Source organism: Aeoliella fuhlenseeensis, assembly GCF_052161615.1.
Taxonomy (GTDB): domain Bacteria; phylum Planctomycetota; class Planctomycetia; order Pirellulales; family Lacipirellulaceae; genus Aeoliella.
On record NZ_CP197417.1, the window covers coordinates 5764148 to 5779725 of the forward strand.

Annotated in this window: 11 protein-coding genes; 4 read left to right on the forward strand and 7 right to left on the reverse strand. The window is 56.4% G+C overall.

Annotation, left to right across the window (positions count from 1 at the left end; all coding sequences use genetic code 11):
• The first annotated feature begins 130 nt into the window (after positions 1-130).
• The 3 genes from SH292x_RS22680 to SH292x_RS22690 all read left to right on the forward strand — a co-directional run bounded on the left by SH292x_RS22680 (position 131) and on the right by SH292x_RS22690 (position 4412).
• A complete protein-coding gene (locus tag SH292x_RS22680; protein WP_442483304.1) occupies positions 131-1078 on the forward strand; it encodes a DUF1559 family PulG-like putative transporter in 948 nt (315 codons plus the stop codon).
• A 44-nt stretch (positions 1079-1122) separates the two neighbouring features.
• The gene (locus SH292x_RS22685) at positions 1123-1554 is read left to right on the forward strand and encodes a hypothetical protein (RefSeq protein ID WP_442483305.1); all 432 of its coding nucleotides are present in this window, start codon (positions 1123-1125) and stop codon (positions 1552-1554) included.
• A gap of 620 nt (positions 1555-2174) precedes the next feature.
• Positions 2175-4412 (forward strand): dockerin type I domain-containing protein, encoded by a 2238-nt coding sequence (locus SH292x_RS22690; protein WP_442483306.1) that lies wholly within the window; start codon positions 2175-2177, stop codon positions 4410-4412.
• An 880-nt stretch (positions 4413-5292) separates the two neighbouring features.
• On the opposite strand, the gene SH292x_RS22695 is transcribed toward SH292x_RS22690, so the two are convergent.
• The 6 genes from SH292x_RS22695 to SH292x_RS22720 form a co-directional block, all read right to left on the reverse strand.
• The gene (locus tag SH292x_RS22695; protein WP_442483307.1) at positions 5293-6177 is read right to left on the reverse strand and encodes a hypothetical protein; all 885 of its coding nucleotides are present in this window, start codon (positions 6175-6177) and stop codon (positions 5293-5295) included.
• 300 nt (positions 6178-6477) lie between these two features.
• Positions 6478-8592 (reverse strand): BREX system Lon protease-like protein BrxL, encoded by a 2115-nt coding sequence (gene brxL / locus SH292x_RS22700; protein ID WP_442483308.1) that lies wholly within the window; start codon positions 8590-8592, stop codon positions 6478-6480.
• Positions 8474-9223 (reverse strand): ParB/RepB/Spo0J family partition protein, encoded by a 750-nt coding sequence (locus SH292x_RS22705; protein ID WP_442483309.1) that lies wholly within the window; start codon positions 9221-9223, stop codon positions 8474-8476. The genes brxL and SH292x_RS22705 overlap by 119 nt, the downstream gene beginning before the upstream one ends.
• Positions 9220-10116, reverse strand: a complete 897-nt coding sequence (locus tag SH292x_RS22710) for a ParB/RepB/Spo0J family partition protein (RefSeq protein WP_442483310.1) — start codon at positions 10114-10116, stop codon at positions 9220-9222. The genes SH292x_RS22705 and SH292x_RS22710 overlap by 4 nt, the downstream gene beginning before the upstream one ends.
• Positions 10113-11645: a recombinase family protein gene (locus tag SH292x_RS22715; RefSeq protein ID WP_442483311.1), complete on the reverse strand. Its 1533-nt coding sequence runs from the start codon at positions 11643-11645 to the stop codon at positions 10113-10115. The genes SH292x_RS22710 and SH292x_RS22715 overlap by 4 nt, the downstream gene beginning before the upstream one ends.
• Positions 11646-11813: 168 nt before the next feature.
• Positions 11814-12272 (reverse strand): winged helix-turn-helix domain-containing protein, encoded by a 459-nt coding sequence (locus SH292x_RS22720; RefSeq protein ID WP_442483312.1) that lies wholly within the window; start codon positions 12270-12272, stop codon positions 11814-11816.
• Positions 12273-12595: 323 nt separating this feature from the next.
• Here SH292x_RS22720 and SH292x_RS22725 point away from each other — a divergent pair, with 323 nt between their 5' ends.
• Positions 12596-13714 carry a Fic family protein gene (locus SH292x_RS22725; RefSeq protein WP_442483313.1) on the forward strand — a complete coding sequence of 373 codons (1119 nt, stop codon included), beginning with the start codon at positions 12596-12598 and terminating at the stop codon, positions 13712-13714.
• A gap of 26 nt (positions 13715-13740) precedes the next feature.
• Here SH292x_RS22725 and repC read toward each other — a convergent pair whose 3' ends face one another.
• Positions 13741-15051, reverse strand: coding sequence for a plasmid replication protein RepC (gene repC / locus SH292x_RS22730; protein WP_442483314.1), 1311 nt, complete (start codon positions 15049-15051; stop codon positions 13741-13743).
• Positions 15052-15578: the final 527 nt, after the last annotated feature.

Below are 15578 nucleotides of genomic sequence, written 5' to 3' on the forward strand. Positions count from 1 at the left end.
ACTACCTCAACGGAAGCCGGCGAACGGAGAGCGCAACCTCTTCGATACCGGAACTCATGGCGGTTCGTATCAGGAGTACAGTACGATGACTAAACCCCAATCCCTCCGCCATCAAAGCGGATTTACGCTCGTGGAACTGCTGGTGGTGATCGCCATCATTGGTATTTTAGTGGCCCTGCTCTTGCCCGCCGTTCAGGCTGCTCGAGAAGCAGCCCGGCGCACGCAGTGCCTCAACAACGTGAAGCAGCTTTCGCTTGGCTGCCATATGCACGCGGATACTCATAAACGCTTTCCTTCCTCGGCCAACGGGGCGGGTGCGTCGTATATCGCGCAAATCTTGCCCTCCATTGAGCAAGGGAACGTCTTCGACATGATCGACACGACCTACGCCGCTGGTGGACCTAATAACGCGCAGTATCCAAATCAGGAAGCCGGTTGGGGAAGGGCCTTGCCGATGAGTCGTTGCCCTTCAAGATCGCTTGACCCTTGTACGATCAGTCCGCGTGGTGCCAGCCCGGCGATTACGGTGGACGAAAGCGACTGGCTCAACCATTACTACGCGGTCATGGGACCCAAGGTCAGTTGCCCATTTAAGACGAGCGACAGCCCCTACAACTACAGCGTCATGATCTTCTCAGGTTCCAATGCCTGCAGAAACGGTGGGGTGGCGAATCGAGGCATCATCTACCCGCAATCGACGACGCGATTCAAAGACATAACCGATGGCACGTCACAGACCTTGCTACTCGGTGAAGTCTCTTGGGACATTCCACAATCATCGCGAGTTTGGGTAATCGGATCCCTTTCTAGCCTCGACCCCAACAATGGCTCTCAGAAGTATCAAGATTACTGGGCATCCTATGGTGGCCGAAACGTCCATGTTCCAATCAATTTCGGCACAACGCCCGGTGCCGGTGCGCCGGAGCGAACCGATGTGGCCTTCGGCAGTCTCCATCCAGGCGGGGCTACTTTCGCGATGGCCGATGGGTCTAGCCGATTCATCACCGAAAACATCGAGCTAGCGACGCTGCAAGGCCTGGCAAGCCGGGGTGAAGGCGAAGTTGTGGTCGATTATTAGTCTTTCTACACCCGGCACGACTAACGTAACTCGTTGAATTCAACATGAGAACTCGCGCGCGTATGAACCTACTGCGAAACCTGTGCTTGATTGCCGTTTGCATTGTGGGACTTGCCGGCTGTAGACCAAGCTATCAGCTCGATATTGCCCCGGCTCACGGTACTGTAACTCTCGATGGCAAACCACTTTCCGCGGGCAGTGTGCTGTTGATGCCGGCGAAAGGCCGGGGAGCAAGTGCTCCCTTGGCTCGTGATGGCACGTTTGTCCTCACGACCTACAACCCGGGAGACGGTGCCATACTAGGCAAGCACAAGGTGATAGTGCTACCGCTGCAAAGCGACTCGGAAAGCGATGAGCTTCCGGCTGGTTACGTTGACGTACCCGGGCGCTATCGAAACGCCACCACCTCGGGCATTGAGGTCGAAGTCGTATCCGGAAAGGATAACGTCTTTGACTTCCAACTCGAAAGCAAATAGCGATCATGCTCCACGCAGTTGGCCGAGGTAAGTCGACCTATTTTTTCTGGCATGTGATCCGGATCATTGAACTTTGCCACCATAAGGCTGCAATGGATTCCGAAGCAACCCGCCATGTCGGGGGCCACTAATCGGAATAGAAGTCTATCATCAACTTGATATATACCGGATTGCTGGCCGTGCACTGCGTGAGAACTTCGTCCACCGATAGCATCGAGTCATTCTCCAGCGGTAGCGTATGTGCACATGCGAGAAGCGGGGTAGATTTGCCCGTCTCGCGAGCGATTGCCCTGGGACTACCTTGCAGAGGTAATTCAATATTCTCTAATCGGGTGGCAGGGAGAGTATCTTCGAGAAACGCCGGTCTGTTGAGGCTGAATTCCCGTTAGGCGTACATAAAGCCGTTGGGAATGTTCCCCCGTTGAGCCATTGAGGATTCTTCTCATTGGCCTTGCGAGCCCTCCTGTCTTCCCACCCTTCTGCCCCCTCCGTTGCGCATGAATGTTGCTTGCTTGTGCTGTCCGTATCTACGGTTGTTGTGGCTGGTCTTGCTTCTCGCTTCGCCACATGTCTTTGCCCAGTCGAACCAGTGGGTCCGCCCCGGTGGAGCGGGCAGTCTAGTGTATACGCTTGACGCTCGCGGCGACCGGATCATGGATTTCTCGGGCGTGGGGTACAAAGGAGGCGCAGTTCCGTTACCCAATTACCAGCAGGTGGTGAGCAGCAATCGAATCGTGCAGGTTTCGCCCTTGGCGGGCGACAATTTGGCGTCGATTCAGGCGGCCATTACCACCGTGCAAAGTATGCCTTTGAACGAGCATGGCTACCGGGGTGTGGTGCAACTCTCAGCCGGGCAGTTCGATATCAGTGATTCCCTCAAGATTACACAGAGCGGCGTCATTCTGCGGGGGGCTGGCGATGGGGCCACGGGAGGTACGAGACTTAGTTACACAGGTACCGACCAAATCGCGATGCTGGACATTGGCACCAGGAACAGCCTAACGTTGGATGCGTCCAAGAGAAGCACGATCGTGGACAAGGTGGTCCCCGCGGGCTCCAAAAGTTTCACGCTTGCATCAACAACCGGCTGGAGCGCTGGCGACAAGGTGGTTATCCATCGACCTGCCACCCAGGAATGGATTGACTTCATGGGCATGGACGATCTCGGCACCAAGTCAGACGTCCTGCCGTGGACTCCCGACGAGGGCCGATATCATCAGTACTACGAGCGTACGATCGTGGCAATCGACGAATCGCAGAATCGCGTGTTCCTCGACGCCCCCCTGGCCCACAGCCTGGAGCAGCGTTTCGGGGGTGGAACTATGTCGAGTTACACGCACAATCGAATTAGCAACATCGGCATCGAGTCGATTCGAGGCGACGGGCAGAAGGTGGTTGTCAGTGCGACCAACGAAGATCATGCCAACGACTTCGTTCGCATGAACTCGGTCGAAAACGCCTGGGTGTATGATATCACCGGCGAACACCTGATTAATGGAACGGTCGCTCTCACAACCAGTTCCAAGTCAATTACCGTACGCGATGCCGTCAGTGTGGACCCCATCTCGGAGCTCACCGGTGGCCGGCGGTATCCCTTTGGCAACCAGGGACAGATGAACCTGATGGAAGATGTTCGGTCGGACCGTGGCCGCCACGACTTTGTGAACAACAGCCCGAGTCGTGGACCCAACGTGTTTCTCGACGCCGTGGCTACGAATAGCTACTCCGACAGCGGACCTCATCAGCGCTATTCGACGGGGACACTCTACGACAATGTCACGACGAACAATGGGCTCAATGTGCAGAATCGTTATGACTCAGGCACAGGCCACGGCTGGGCCGGCGCGAACATGGTTATTTGGAACAGCGAGGCGGGCAATCTGGCGGTGCAAAATCCTCCTGGATCGCAGAACTGGTTAGTGGGATCCGAGGGCACTGTCCGTACCTCTTCGTCACTACCCGGAATGTCGCCTTATCCTCAGGGCTATATCAGCGCCCACGGATCACCACAAACGTTGTACGGCGAAACGAGCCTTTATCGAGCGCAGATGGCCGTCCGACAGGCCAGCGGGAATTCAACTTCCAGAGAGTACTGGGTAGGAGATTTCGACCAGTTCGAGAACGACGGGGTAATCGATCAGCCTTATGTCAATCCTTCATGGGTGTCCGCATTGCAGACGCAGTACCCTTCAACCCCGTTGGGTTCGATGGACACCAACTATGGTTCCTCGCGGATTATCCCCTTTACCTTCGACTTCGATGTTCCCTACGGCACGGCAACTTCCGCGGTGCTTACGCTGGCACTTTCACAATCACCCTCCAGCAATCCAACGATCCTACTCGATAGCATTGCCAACTCGTTCGCGGTGAACTCGGTGAGCTTTCGGCCGCAGTTTGATGCGAGCCAGATTGTTGTGATTGAACTTGCGCCCGGTTCCCAAGGTCTGTCGCTGCTGAACGATGGACAATTGAACGTCGCGATCGTTGGCAACCGCGCGGTCGATTGGGCCGACTTGCAGTTCACGTTCGATGCGGAGATGACCAACGTCGCCGGCGACGTGAATCAGGACGGAAGACTAGACAGCGAGGACGTTGCCGCGTTCATGCAGCACTGGCGGTCTAATACTTTCGGCAAGACGCACGTCGAGAAGATCCTGCAGGGCGACCTCAATCTCGACGGACGTACCGACGCCAGCGACGCCTATCTCCTCCGCGAGGCACTAACGCAGGCGAACGTCAGTACTCTGGGGCTCGATGAAACAGTCGTACCCGAGCCTAAAGCGTTGGTCCTCGTGGCTCTTGGGCTACTCGGATTGGGTAGCCGCTCCGCCCGCGTCCGGCGCACTCTTAAGCGATGAAATAGTTGGTCGCACTACCACATCCTCGTGCGGCCGATTTTCCTCCGCGGTATACGGATTATGATACTGCGTGCCGGTTCTGATAAAGGCATGGAGGGAAACGACTTAGGAAATACTCATTGGGGCTGTTGTACCCATCGTTGTACCCAGATAGAAGTTGACGACGAGCTGAGTACTCTGGTCGCGGCTTGGCCGCTATTAACTTCAAATCAACGCAAGGCGCTCATGACAGCTGCCTTGGCAATGTTACCCTCCGCCTCCTAGCGGATCCTTTTCTCACACACTGGCTCCGATCCAGCCATTCTGCTTCGCATAGTTGAGTCGCGCGCTGCATCCCCGCCGCTCTGTCAGTACACCCCGCCCAAAAAGACTTAAATTGGCAGCGATTTGCGCCAATTGGCACTTCGGGAATCGAACCATCTGACGCGACTCCCGAAGTCTTTTCCAGCATAGAACTTACGGCGCCCCCTGTGTCTGCACTATGTCTGCACGGCAATGCCTCCGAATGTCGCTTGTTGGCAGCGAGTGACTCTATCCTGGAGCTAATCTTAGAGCCGTGGCACCAGATTGCGTCCGCTTCGCGGCGGGCTGTTCATGCCCTCTGCGTAGAGATGGCAAAGGCAAGAGATAACTAGGTGTCCAACGTTATGAAGAAAGTTGCTTGCGAAACAAGTCTGAGCCGGCTGCCAAAAAGTATGTGCGCTAACTTAGCAGTCCGATACGGAATGCCCAGTGATACTGCCTTTCCTGATACCTCCGGTTAAATGCTAGGCATTCGTCACCGCTCAACTCGAAATGGGAGAAGTACACAACAAACGATGCTGTTTCCCACTCGTCGATCTCTGGAAGAAGCGGCTGGAATCAAGTCTAGCGGCATCCTCTATTTCTGCCCCTCTACGGCCGCGGCGAGAATAGCTGCTGCAAAAACGCCGGTTGCAATGTCTTCGCGATTACGAAGCAATGCTAGGTAGTTTTCATTGGCCCCAGTTCGAGAGAAGGTGGCACCGGATCCGCTACGGCGTACTGTTATCCTCCCTGCCACCTGGTAGTTGTTGCTGGCCCGGATAGATCCATTGAAGGAAATGATTATGTCCATCTCGTACTCATAGTGGGCGGGGTCGTAATCGACTCGTTGGACAGTGGTCACCAAGTCACGACCACCTCCTGCCGCCTTCATGATCTCCATGCCCGCAGTGTCTGCGATCTTCTTAGCAAACCTCTGTTTCACGAGTGGGGATATAGTTTGTGGCTGCCGACTGAAGGTGAGCACTACCACGCCCGCTCTCGGGCTAAAGTCGCTAGGACGCTCCACACCTTCTTTCCTGTACACAAGGGCAAGCTGTAGGTTACTGCCCACGAATCGCATTATTCCATACATTGGCATATCGAAATAAAGGTCTATACCCAAGTATTCCCCTTGGACGCTTAAGGAGAAATCTTGGCCAGGATTTGTAGAACCAGGATTGCGAACGGAACTGCCAGATACGTGAAAACTCATTGGCGTTAGTGTCCCTTCCTCCATCGTGTAGACGCCGTTGCGGTCCACCCACTCAACGACATGCCACATTCCTTGCACGGCATCATTTGCGACGGCAATGGGACTCTCGATTGGCGGCTGTGGAACATCCACAAAGTGGACCTGGTCCTGTAGGTTCTCATCACTTGGTTGCGCTAATGGCGGGCTCTGCTGGGGACGTGAGCAAGAGACAACACAAGCAAGCGTCAGAACCGCAGCAAAGCAATTATAAAGGTCGTTGGATTTCATCGAGCGTCCGTGGGCAAAGGGGAATTGTGCGTCGGCAATGGGGAGCTAGGCTAGGACAGGTTGTGCGGGCAGCCGGCCCCCTTCACCGTTCGCCCTGGCAATCACCACCCATAGCGAGTCAATCCTCGATTCTCTGTAAGGTCATTTTCCGTAATCTTTATTATCACATCAGCGTTTGAAGCATGGGCAGTCGCTATCCCCACACGCGAAAACCTATTAATTCCAATGACTTCGACGGAAGGATTTTTCGCTAATGAGCCACACTAAACATCATACTCATGTCTCGCTAAACCACCGATTCTATATGGGGATCGCAGTGACTTCGGAGAACGCTTCTTGAACGGTGGGCCGTTGCTGTGGATCGAGTGCTATGCATCGGTTCACAAATCTTCTCCACGACGGGTAAGTGATATAGTCAGCATCAGTTTGTCCGGTGAGAAGGAAGACTATAATCTTGCCCACGGAATAAATATCAGCGCTCGGCTTCGCTTCGACGCCATCGAATTGCTCGGGAGCCCCATATCCGAGCGTTCCATGCTGCTGAAAGGTCTTCTGGGTAACGAGCCGTCCAAGGTTTTTCGAGATACCAAAGTCAGCAATTCTCCAGCCACCATCCGAGAGCAAGATATTACGAGGTTTCAGGTCGCGATGGACAATTTCATTGGCGTGAAGCTCTGCGAGGCCTGATAACACTGCCTCAGCGATCGACTTCGCTTCGGCCACAGGCAAGCCGCCATCGCTGGCGTTCTGCACATACTCCTCTAGATCACCTTCGGATGCGTACTCGGTGACGACCCCCAAAAACTCGTCGTCCCGAAGCACACCAATAACCTGGAGTACCCCACTGAGTGACAAGCGAGACAGCTTCTCGTAGATGCGGATCTCTCTCTCAAGCGCCTCTTCATCAGTTGATCGGCGTCGCACGCGCTTAACGAACGCGGGCTGACCTGTGCGGGCGTGTTCGGCCTCAAAGGCTTCTGCCATTCCCGCGGACTCGATGCGTCGCATCAGATTGTAATCGTGGTAGACTTCCAAGGGACGTACGACGGACGGGGCTACATCGGCGGGTTGGGGCTGGGGAGGTTCCGGAGGCTCTTCTGCTGTACCTGCTCCTGCGGTGGATGATTGGTGGTAGAATTCGGCGTACTCGACTTCTTCTCTTGTAGTGACGAAGTGCTTTCGGCCATCGGCCGCCGTGTAGGAGAATTCAACCTCGGCGTAGGTCGTATCGATCCGCTTCAGTTGGTCTTTGACTCTCTTCCGACCCTCCATGGCAAACTGCAATACTTCTTCAATCTCTGAGTCGGTTGCTTCGCCATGCGGGTACAACACCTTCATTAGCCCTGAAAACGTCTTGTGGACGCCATCACGATCGCGGGTTGATACATCCGACGAGATGGAAAAAGCCGGCGCGTATCTCTGTGACCAATCGAGATTCCGCTGATCCCTGAGCACCTCTGCAAGATAGTCCACAACAAAACCAAAACCATCCGTGAACATTTCGCCGCGGATGATGTCGAACTCCCAGCCCGGAACATAGCAATGCAGCCGGTCCAGGAATGCCGAGTCGTAGTACTTCTCCGGTAGCGCCTCAAATAGATCGGAGTGCCGCAGCATGTGGGGCACTGAATGCTGTGTGTTACCTACGAAAGCCATGGAGGCTTCCGCACCAAGCGTCTCAACGCCGCGTGAGAATGACTTATTCGCCATATAATTCTTGAGGATGTCAACTAGTGCTTTGTCGACACGCTTCTTCTTGCCTGCAAATTCATCGAACGCCACGCAGTCCCAGTATCCTACTAGTCCAATCTTGTAGGGTGCCCTGTTCTCGACGAACAGCTTGGGCACCGTGATCTCGCCACCCGAGATCAGCATCCCGTGCGGAGAGAACTCGGAATAGATGTGCGACTTCCCTGTCCCTTTCGGTCCCAACTCAATGACGTTGTAATTCCGCTCACAGAACGGAATCAGGCGAACCAGCTGGTGCAACTTGGTCCGCCGGTCGAACATCGCCGGTCGAAAGCCGATACTCTGGATCAGAGTGTCGATCCACTCGTCCGTCGAGAACTCTGCCCTGGCTGCCGTGTAGTGGTCAAAATTGAAGTGCGACATCTGGATCGGCTTGAGCGAATCCAGGATCCATGGCACGTTCTTCTCTTCAGTGTGCTCGTACTGCACATCCGCGATGCACCAAACGCCGCTGATGAGCAGCTTCGGGTGTTCTTTGATCGTCTGCGAACTGACCAACACCTTATTGATCCCAAGGTTGGCGAATGTCGCCTCGTAAACGTCAAGCTTATCGTTCAGGTCGACGCTGACCTTGTCGATGACCTTGTACCGACCCTTCTCCTTGATCATCGACCGGATGAGGCCCGCCTCGTTGCGGTGCACGTAGTGCTTGGCCAGGATCTGCATCCGTCACCCGGAGCTGGTCTTGTGGTGTGGCGGCCAATAGGCACTTGGTGTACTGGCTGGAAAAGTTATGGGAAGCACACATCAACTCGGCCATCTCGATCTGCCGCATCGGGGCAACTTGCCGGAGCTGCTGAAGCCCCTCGCGGGTGACCCGCTTGTCTTTGAGAAGCTCGACTGCTTCTGGACAGATCCCCTCCAGCAGATCTCGTTTTAGCCGGACCTTGGATACCTCAATGCAAAGTGTGCGGGCTACATCCTCTTCCGATACCCCATTCTTAAGGGCCTTATGGATCATGAAGTGCTCTTGCATCGCCGAGAGTTGATTCACCTTATGGTTATACGTAAATGCCTCATCATCATCAGAGATCAGGCAATCGGCAGTCGCAGCGCCAGCGAACTTGAGGACGTCCAGTCGAAGGTGGCCATCGAGTAGCATGAATTGTCCGGGGGTGTCTGGGACCGGATGGACGATGAGAGGCTCGATCACACCAATCTCTTGGATGGAGGCGGCGATGCGGCGGTACTTGGTGCTGGTACGGACTCCGTCGGAAACCTTCCGCATCGGAAGGATACTAGCGACTGGGATCGCCTGAATCTCGGGCTGGCAGGCTAGTTTTACGAGCGTGGTCACAGTGGGCCATCCTTTCGAAGGAGTTGATCGTTTAGATAGCCGGGCAGAGTGTCGAGCTGCTCGCTTCGGAGGAGTTCAAGAAACTGCTCATCTCCAAAGAGCTGACGAAGCGCCGAAACGACAAACAGCAGCCGGGTTTCGCAGAGTTTCGATTTTTGGATCACGAGCCTTTGTCGCGCAGTCTCTTCCTCGTACGTTTGCAACAGCTTTTTGGAAGAAAGCCGATCGGTTCCGTTGCGACGAATGCGACCCCCCATTTTCTTGCCGGCAGCTCGCCTCGTTTCAATGAGCCGCCGGGCAGCGAGCAATCGCTTCCCTCGCAGGTCATTCTTTTCATAGGCCTCGGTGAGAGCCCGTTGCACGTCGTGGTCATCGGCCGTGGCAATGGTCATCGCGATATTAATCGGGATCTTCCCCTGCTCGACCGCTGATAGGAGCCGCTCTTCGCCCTCAATGATCAGCTTAATGATGCTGCGGATGTAGCCAGGATCGAGATCGGTCTTCTTGGCAATATCCTGAAAGGAGTAGCCGCGATCGTGCAAGCATCCAATCTCGCTCATCAACTCTGCTGACGATCGCATTCGACGAGCCAAGTTCTCCACGAGGCTCATTAAGAACAACTTTTCGCGCGTAACCCGAACGATGAGAGCCGGTATTTCATTCTGCCCGAGCGACTGGTACGCCTCCAGACGGCCCTGCCCGCATACAAGGTAGAATTTACCATTGGGTTGGTCTGGGTGCTTGGGAGTAACGGTGATTGGCTTCTTCAGACCGAGCGCTGCAATATTATGGACAATCTGCTGAAACTTCTTCTGGCCGCGTTGCCGCGGATCTACCACCTCAATGTCCGACAAGGGAATCATGTGGACCGTGTTGTCTTGACGGTGCTTCATGCTGCCACCTCGATTCGGCGACGCACTGCCAATGACGCGAAGTAGTCAAGGGTATCGAACTGGTACGTATCAAGGTAAGCGCCATTCTCCTCGCACAATAGGACGCGGGGTGCCTGAATATCCATGATCGGGAGCAGATAATAGTCCGCAGGGGCGGAATTTGTACGGTCCATACGAGCCAAGATGGTAATATCAGGGGCGATGGCAGGGTGGAAGGATGCCTGCCAACGCAGCGAGCCCGCGGAAGTCGTTCGGCACCGCGAGAGAACCACCGACGCGCTATATTCGCCGTTGATCAAGAGGTAGCCCGTCTCGGCGTCTTCCGCGACAGAGGCCCCCACGGCCTGAAGCCGATTCTGCACATCGCTCACGAGGGTCGGCCATTGCCGGCGAAGCTGACGATTAACTTCTATGTAGTCGTAGTTCCGATCGGGCATGCAGCCGGCTAACCGGTAAGCGGCAATCAGGCTACCAAACCGGGAGCGGAATGTGGCGGCTGGTGGCGTGTAGGCAGCGGCATCAATAGCTGCTGCCGAAATTGTCTCGCTGTGCGAAGCAAGACGCCGGAGCATGGCAATCAGTTCCTCATCGCTATACCGCCGGTTCCGCTCCTGGACGATACCGCGTGCGGTATAGAAAAGTTCCTCGCTCACGACAGCAGGAAACGCGCTATCCTTCCGAATCCACATTTCCGGGGCGTTACGGACGTGTTTTTTCTTCAGTTTGAAGGATGTCCGATTGTAGACATTATGGCCAATGTATTTTTCATTGGTCAGGATTTGGCGGACGGTACCGCGAGTCCACGGCCGGCCGAGATCGGTGCGGAGTTTCTGGCGATTGAGGGCCTCGGCGATTTCCGCTTCGCTCTTGCCAGCTTGCACGAACTGCGCATATATCCAGCGAACGGTAGCAACTTCTTCTTCAGGACCCGGGACGAGAACGACGCGGTCGGTCTGGAGACTTTTTTGTTGACCGCGGAAGAGTTGCCCCTTCTCTTCCCCGGTCTGATCGATCAGCATCCTTCGCAACCCAAACCCGGGTGCCCCGCCTTGGCGATAGCCAAGTTCGATCAGACGGCATTGTCCTTGAAATACCTTCGTTGAGAGCTCCCGGCTGTATTCGCCGGCCATGGCTCGCTTGACGCTCTTAATGATGGTCGACGTGGGCCGGCCATCGTTCTCAAACTGTTCCGCACAATAATGGACTTCGATCCCGGCCTGCTTGCAGAGGTATTCGTAATACGCGCTCTCATCGGCATCCTGAAACCGACCCCATCGGCTTACATCGTAAACGAGGATCACCGTGTAGTCTGTCTTGCCGCAGGTGACATCGGCGATCAGTTGCTTAAGCGAGTTCCGTCCGCTCACACTTAATCCGCTCTTCCCTTCATCAGCGTACGTCCGGACGATCTCCAGGCCTCGTTTCGCAGCGTAGTCACGAATGACCTCTTCCTGATTGGTCGTGGAGTACTGCTGATGCTCAGTCGACATGCGGACGTACTGGGCTGCATAGATTGGTTCCGAAGTCATAGAAGTAGCACCGAAAAGCAGGGGATGCGTCCGGTAGAACAACTTCGCCAGTGCGTCTTATCGCTAGGAAAACCGGGCGCAGGAGTTCCTAGCACCGTTTATTGTGCGCGGTGCCCGTTTGATCTCGGCGCGATTCGCGTTTGATTTGCGTTTGATCGGGCTAGATTTTCAAACCGGTTTCAAACCGTAGTAGCCGCTAACACTTCCGTCTATCGCGGCCGCCACTTCTCCCATCCCTTCTTCTTGCAGCCGATCTCGGAGCCGCTTTACGACTCCTCGGATCGTGGATGTGTGGCGGTCACCTCCCCAAACATCGTCGAGGAGATCGGCATGAGATACATAGCGACGAGGAGATCTAGCGAGCCGTTCAAAGAAAAGAAACGGCAAGGTGTTGCCTAAGAAGCAGGACTTGTTTCGCCAGACAATCGAGTGCGTTTGGCGGTCCGCCTGCGGACCAGTTGTTTGGGAGGAAGTCCACGCGGGTGTTGGCTCTACGAGGGCCTCAATCTCCAAGAGAAGAGTAAGTCCCCGAATGGCTTCCTCGATTTGGGACACCGCTTGCGAGTGAGTGGTCACAAGAGTGGCTAAGGCCTCTCGGATCCGATCCTTTTTGCTAGATGCACTCATTGGAGAGCTCGCTGAAAGGTCCGACTCCCCCGGACTTCCAGCGTAATTGCCGATTGGCAGGATGCTCACGAATTTTTTACTCCTGCCGCCAAACGTGGCTCCTCCCCTTGCGACAGATCCAGCTCAGAGCCAGTCGCCCAAATTCTGAGGTGCGGCGTGCGAGCAATGCTCGCCAATGGTCAAGCGGTTCGATTGATCCGGCCGTGGCGACCCTCTATGCCCCGTGCGGCGAATAGAGCTTCTATTCACCGCATTCGATGCGGCAAATCTTGCGCCGTGCGGCGAATAAGTGCTATAATCACCGCAGAAGGAGCGGCGATTAGATGCCCTATATCCACGAACTCCCCGGCTGGCCAACGGTTACCTGGGACAGCGAAGCCCTCGCCGCCCCGCTGGCGGCCGTGCGCCACGAGCAAGGGAGACTCCTGGGAAAAATGGAGGCGCTCGGCTTCGACCTACGGAGCGAAGCGAGTCTCATCGTCCTCACCGCCGACGTCGTGAAGTCGTCGGCGATCGAAGGGGAGACGCTCGACGCGGACGAAGTCCGCTCCTCGATCGCCCGTCGTCTCGGCCTTGATACGGCTGGACTGCCACAACCGAGCCGCAGCGTCGAAGGGATCGTCGAGATGATGCTCGACGCCACGCAGCATTTTGCCGCGGAGCTCACCGACGAGCGGCTGTACGGGTGGCATGCCTCCCTCTTCCCCACTGGTCGCAGCGGCATGAACCGCATCGCCGTGGGGCAATGGCGCCCCGCAGAGGCTGGCCCGATGCAGGTCGTCTCGGGCCCTATAGGCAAGGAGCGCGTTCACTTCGAAGCCCCCGCCGCCGAGCGACTTGCGGAGGAAATGAACAAGTTCCTATCGTGGTTCAACGAACCGAGCCCCATCGATCCGGTTCTCAAAGCGGGGCTGGCCCACTTCTGGTTCGTGACGATCCATCCCTTTGAGGATGGCAACGGCCGAATTGCGCGCGCGATCGCCGATCTCTCCCTCGCACGGGCGGATGGCGTCAAAGAGCGGTTCTACAGCATGTCGGCCCAGATCGAGGCGGACCGCAAGACCTACTACAGCGAGCTGGAACAATCGCAGCGCGGCGACCTAGACGTAACCGCCTGGCTCCTCTGGTTCCTGGAGTGCTTAGGCCGCGCCATCGCCGCCAGCGACGAGCGCCTGGCGGGCGTCCTGCGCAAATCGCGGTTGTGGGAACGGATCAACCGCAGACCGGTCAACGAACGACAGCGGCTGGTGATTAATCGCATGCTAAGCGACTTCCAGGGATTCTTGACCACGTCCAAATACGCGAAGCTGGCCAAATGCTCGGCCGACACCGCTCTGCGCGATCTGAAAGAACTTCTGGATCGCAGCATCATCGTCCAAAACCCCGGCGGCGGGCGCAGCACCAGCTATCGCTTGGCCGAACCCGAGGAGATTGGCGAATAGCGAAGCGGAGGTGACCGGCGGCACGCCTAGGCCACCGCCGCCGACGCAGCATCGGCTTCGCCTCGTTCCAGAAGCCCAAACACCGAGGCATGGAGCCGCAGCTCCCCTCCCCGCGCCCGGGAGACCATCGCGCGGAAGTAAGCCGCAGGTTTGAGGACCGGATTGACCTCCCGCAAGGCAGCTCGGTCGGTGACCAGCAGACAGATCGCCGCGGTGTTGCGGCCGAGCGTGCCACACGCTTCCCCCCAACTCTGCTGGGAGACGCCAAGGCGAGCCCGAAGATGGTAGGCTGCCGCGACCACGTCGTCCCAGTTCATCGGGCGGTGCGCGAGCGGCAACTCGGCTCGAAACCGGTCGCTAGCTGCCTGAAGGACGTGGCTCAGAGCGACATGCTCGATCCCCGTGGCGGACACTTGGGCAGTAACCTCGGAGCTTTCCGCTACGCTTTTCTGAAAGCCGTCGTTCGTAGAACTACAGGAAGTAATTTCTTGAGTGGTAGATTTGTAGTGGGCGAACGCTGGTTCGCTTCTGCATGAACGATTGTGTGTTTCTCCTTCCAGAGTTGGCGACTGAGCGGCCTCTTCCATTTTGGGCAGAGCAACCCCCATCGCGGCCATCAGCTCGTCATGGAGCGAAGCGTGGCGGGCCAGGAGCTGCCGCAACTCTTCCAAGCGGAGGTGCGTGCGGATCTGAACGGCGATCTCGTCGTAACGACGTTCGAAGTGTGACAAGTCGCGAGCCCCCTCTTCCCGCTGTGGCCACTCCAAGAGCAAGCTGCGTATTTGTCGGCGATGCCAGGAGATCTGACGTTTCGTCTCCAGCCACGCTTGGTCGTAAAGCTGCTTTTCAGCGAGCTTCGCTTCCAGCTCTGGTTTGAGGTAAGCCAGTGGCGTCAGGTCAATGCCGTAGGCATAGAGCAGACGCCCGCTCTGCGGGTCACGCTGACCATACCGTTTATGATTTCCGCTATCGTTCCAACCGATTGCCCCAGCCGCAAACAGAGCGGCTTCGAGTTTCTGCACCTGGCGTTCTGAGACGCCCAGGTCGAGGGCGGTGCGGGCGAGCGACTGATAGACGATCGGCCGAGCCCCCTCTTCCCAGTCGCACTGCCGCGTAAAGGCAAAGTAATAATCGAGCAGTTGAATCATCCGCGAGGTATACCCGGCAGCTTTGCCAACCCGCTTGACCAGCAAGAGAAGCTGGTAGCGATCGACGCCGGCCTCCAGGCCAGTGAAGTCGTCGGCTTGAGAGAGCGCGAGGCGATAGCGGTCGCTGCTGATGCGTCCGCCTCCCCTACTCGCGGTTGGAAAAGATTGGGATGGAATGAGCTGGGACATGATGCGTTTCGCGCTTCCTGACGTAGCAGTCGCTCCCTCCTCGCCCCCTTAAAAAAGGGTGCATAAAATCGCTGCCAAATCACGAAAGGATTTGCATTGCGATGCGAGAAGCGCTACTGTCCAAGAAGAGATTTAGAGTGGTAACGCTCCCCTATTCGAGAACCGCCGCGTCAACGGCGGTTTTCTTTTGGCTGAAGGAAGAGCTTATAGGCTGGCTTCGGGTGGGCGCGCTCCTTTCACTTAGAGGTTGGTTGGGCTGAACAAGCCAGAGCGGCTCGTCCGGTGAGAACAGGATGGGCGCGATTCGCCTTCCCGTGAAACGACTGTACATGATTCATGCACAGATTTCGATAACAAACTCCCTCCTCCGCTATGTCCAGTGTTGACCAGTGAACAACCCCTGCTCGCTGCACAGCGGTGTACATCTTCGATCAATATCGAAGCTACGCGCCCCCTCCTCGCCCGCGCAGCAGGTGACCAGTCTTGACCAGTGGTCAAGGAACTGGACAGCACACCTGTTGAACAGC

Bases quoted from the DNA above. Each gene is read 5' to 3' on its own strand.
- SH292x_RS22715 (WP_442483311.1), bottom strand. From the start codon at position 11,645: ATGACTTCGGAACCAATCTATGCAGCCCAGTACGTCCGCATGTCGACT.
- SH292x_RS22685 (WP_442483305.1), top strand. From the start codon at position 1,123: ATGAGAACTCGCGCGCGTATGAACCTACTGCGAAACCTGTGCTTGATT.
- SH292x_RS22725 (WP_442483313.1), top strand. From the start codon at position 12,596: ATGCCCTATATCCACGAACTCCCCGGCTGGCCAACGGTTACCTGGGAC.
- repC (WP_442483314.1), bottom strand. From the start codon at position 15,051: ATGTCCCAGCTCATTCCATCCCAATCTTTTCCAACCGCGAGTAGGGGA.
- SH292x_RS22720 (WP_442483312.1), bottom strand. From the start codon at position 12,272: ATGAGTGCATCTAGCAAAAAGGATCGGATCCGAGAGGCCTTAGCCACT.
- brxL (WP_442483308.1), bottom strand. From the start codon at position 8,592: ATGCAGATCCTGGCCAAGCACTACGTGCACCGCAACGAGGCGGGCCTC.
- SH292x_RS22710 (WP_442483310.1), bottom strand. From the start codon at position 10,116: ATGAAGCACCGTCAAGACAACACGGTCCACATGATTCCCTTGTCGGAC.
- SH292x_RS22695 (WP_442483307.1), bottom strand. From the start codon at position 6,177: ATGAAATCCAACGACCTTTATAATTGCTTTGCTGCGGTTCTGACGCTT.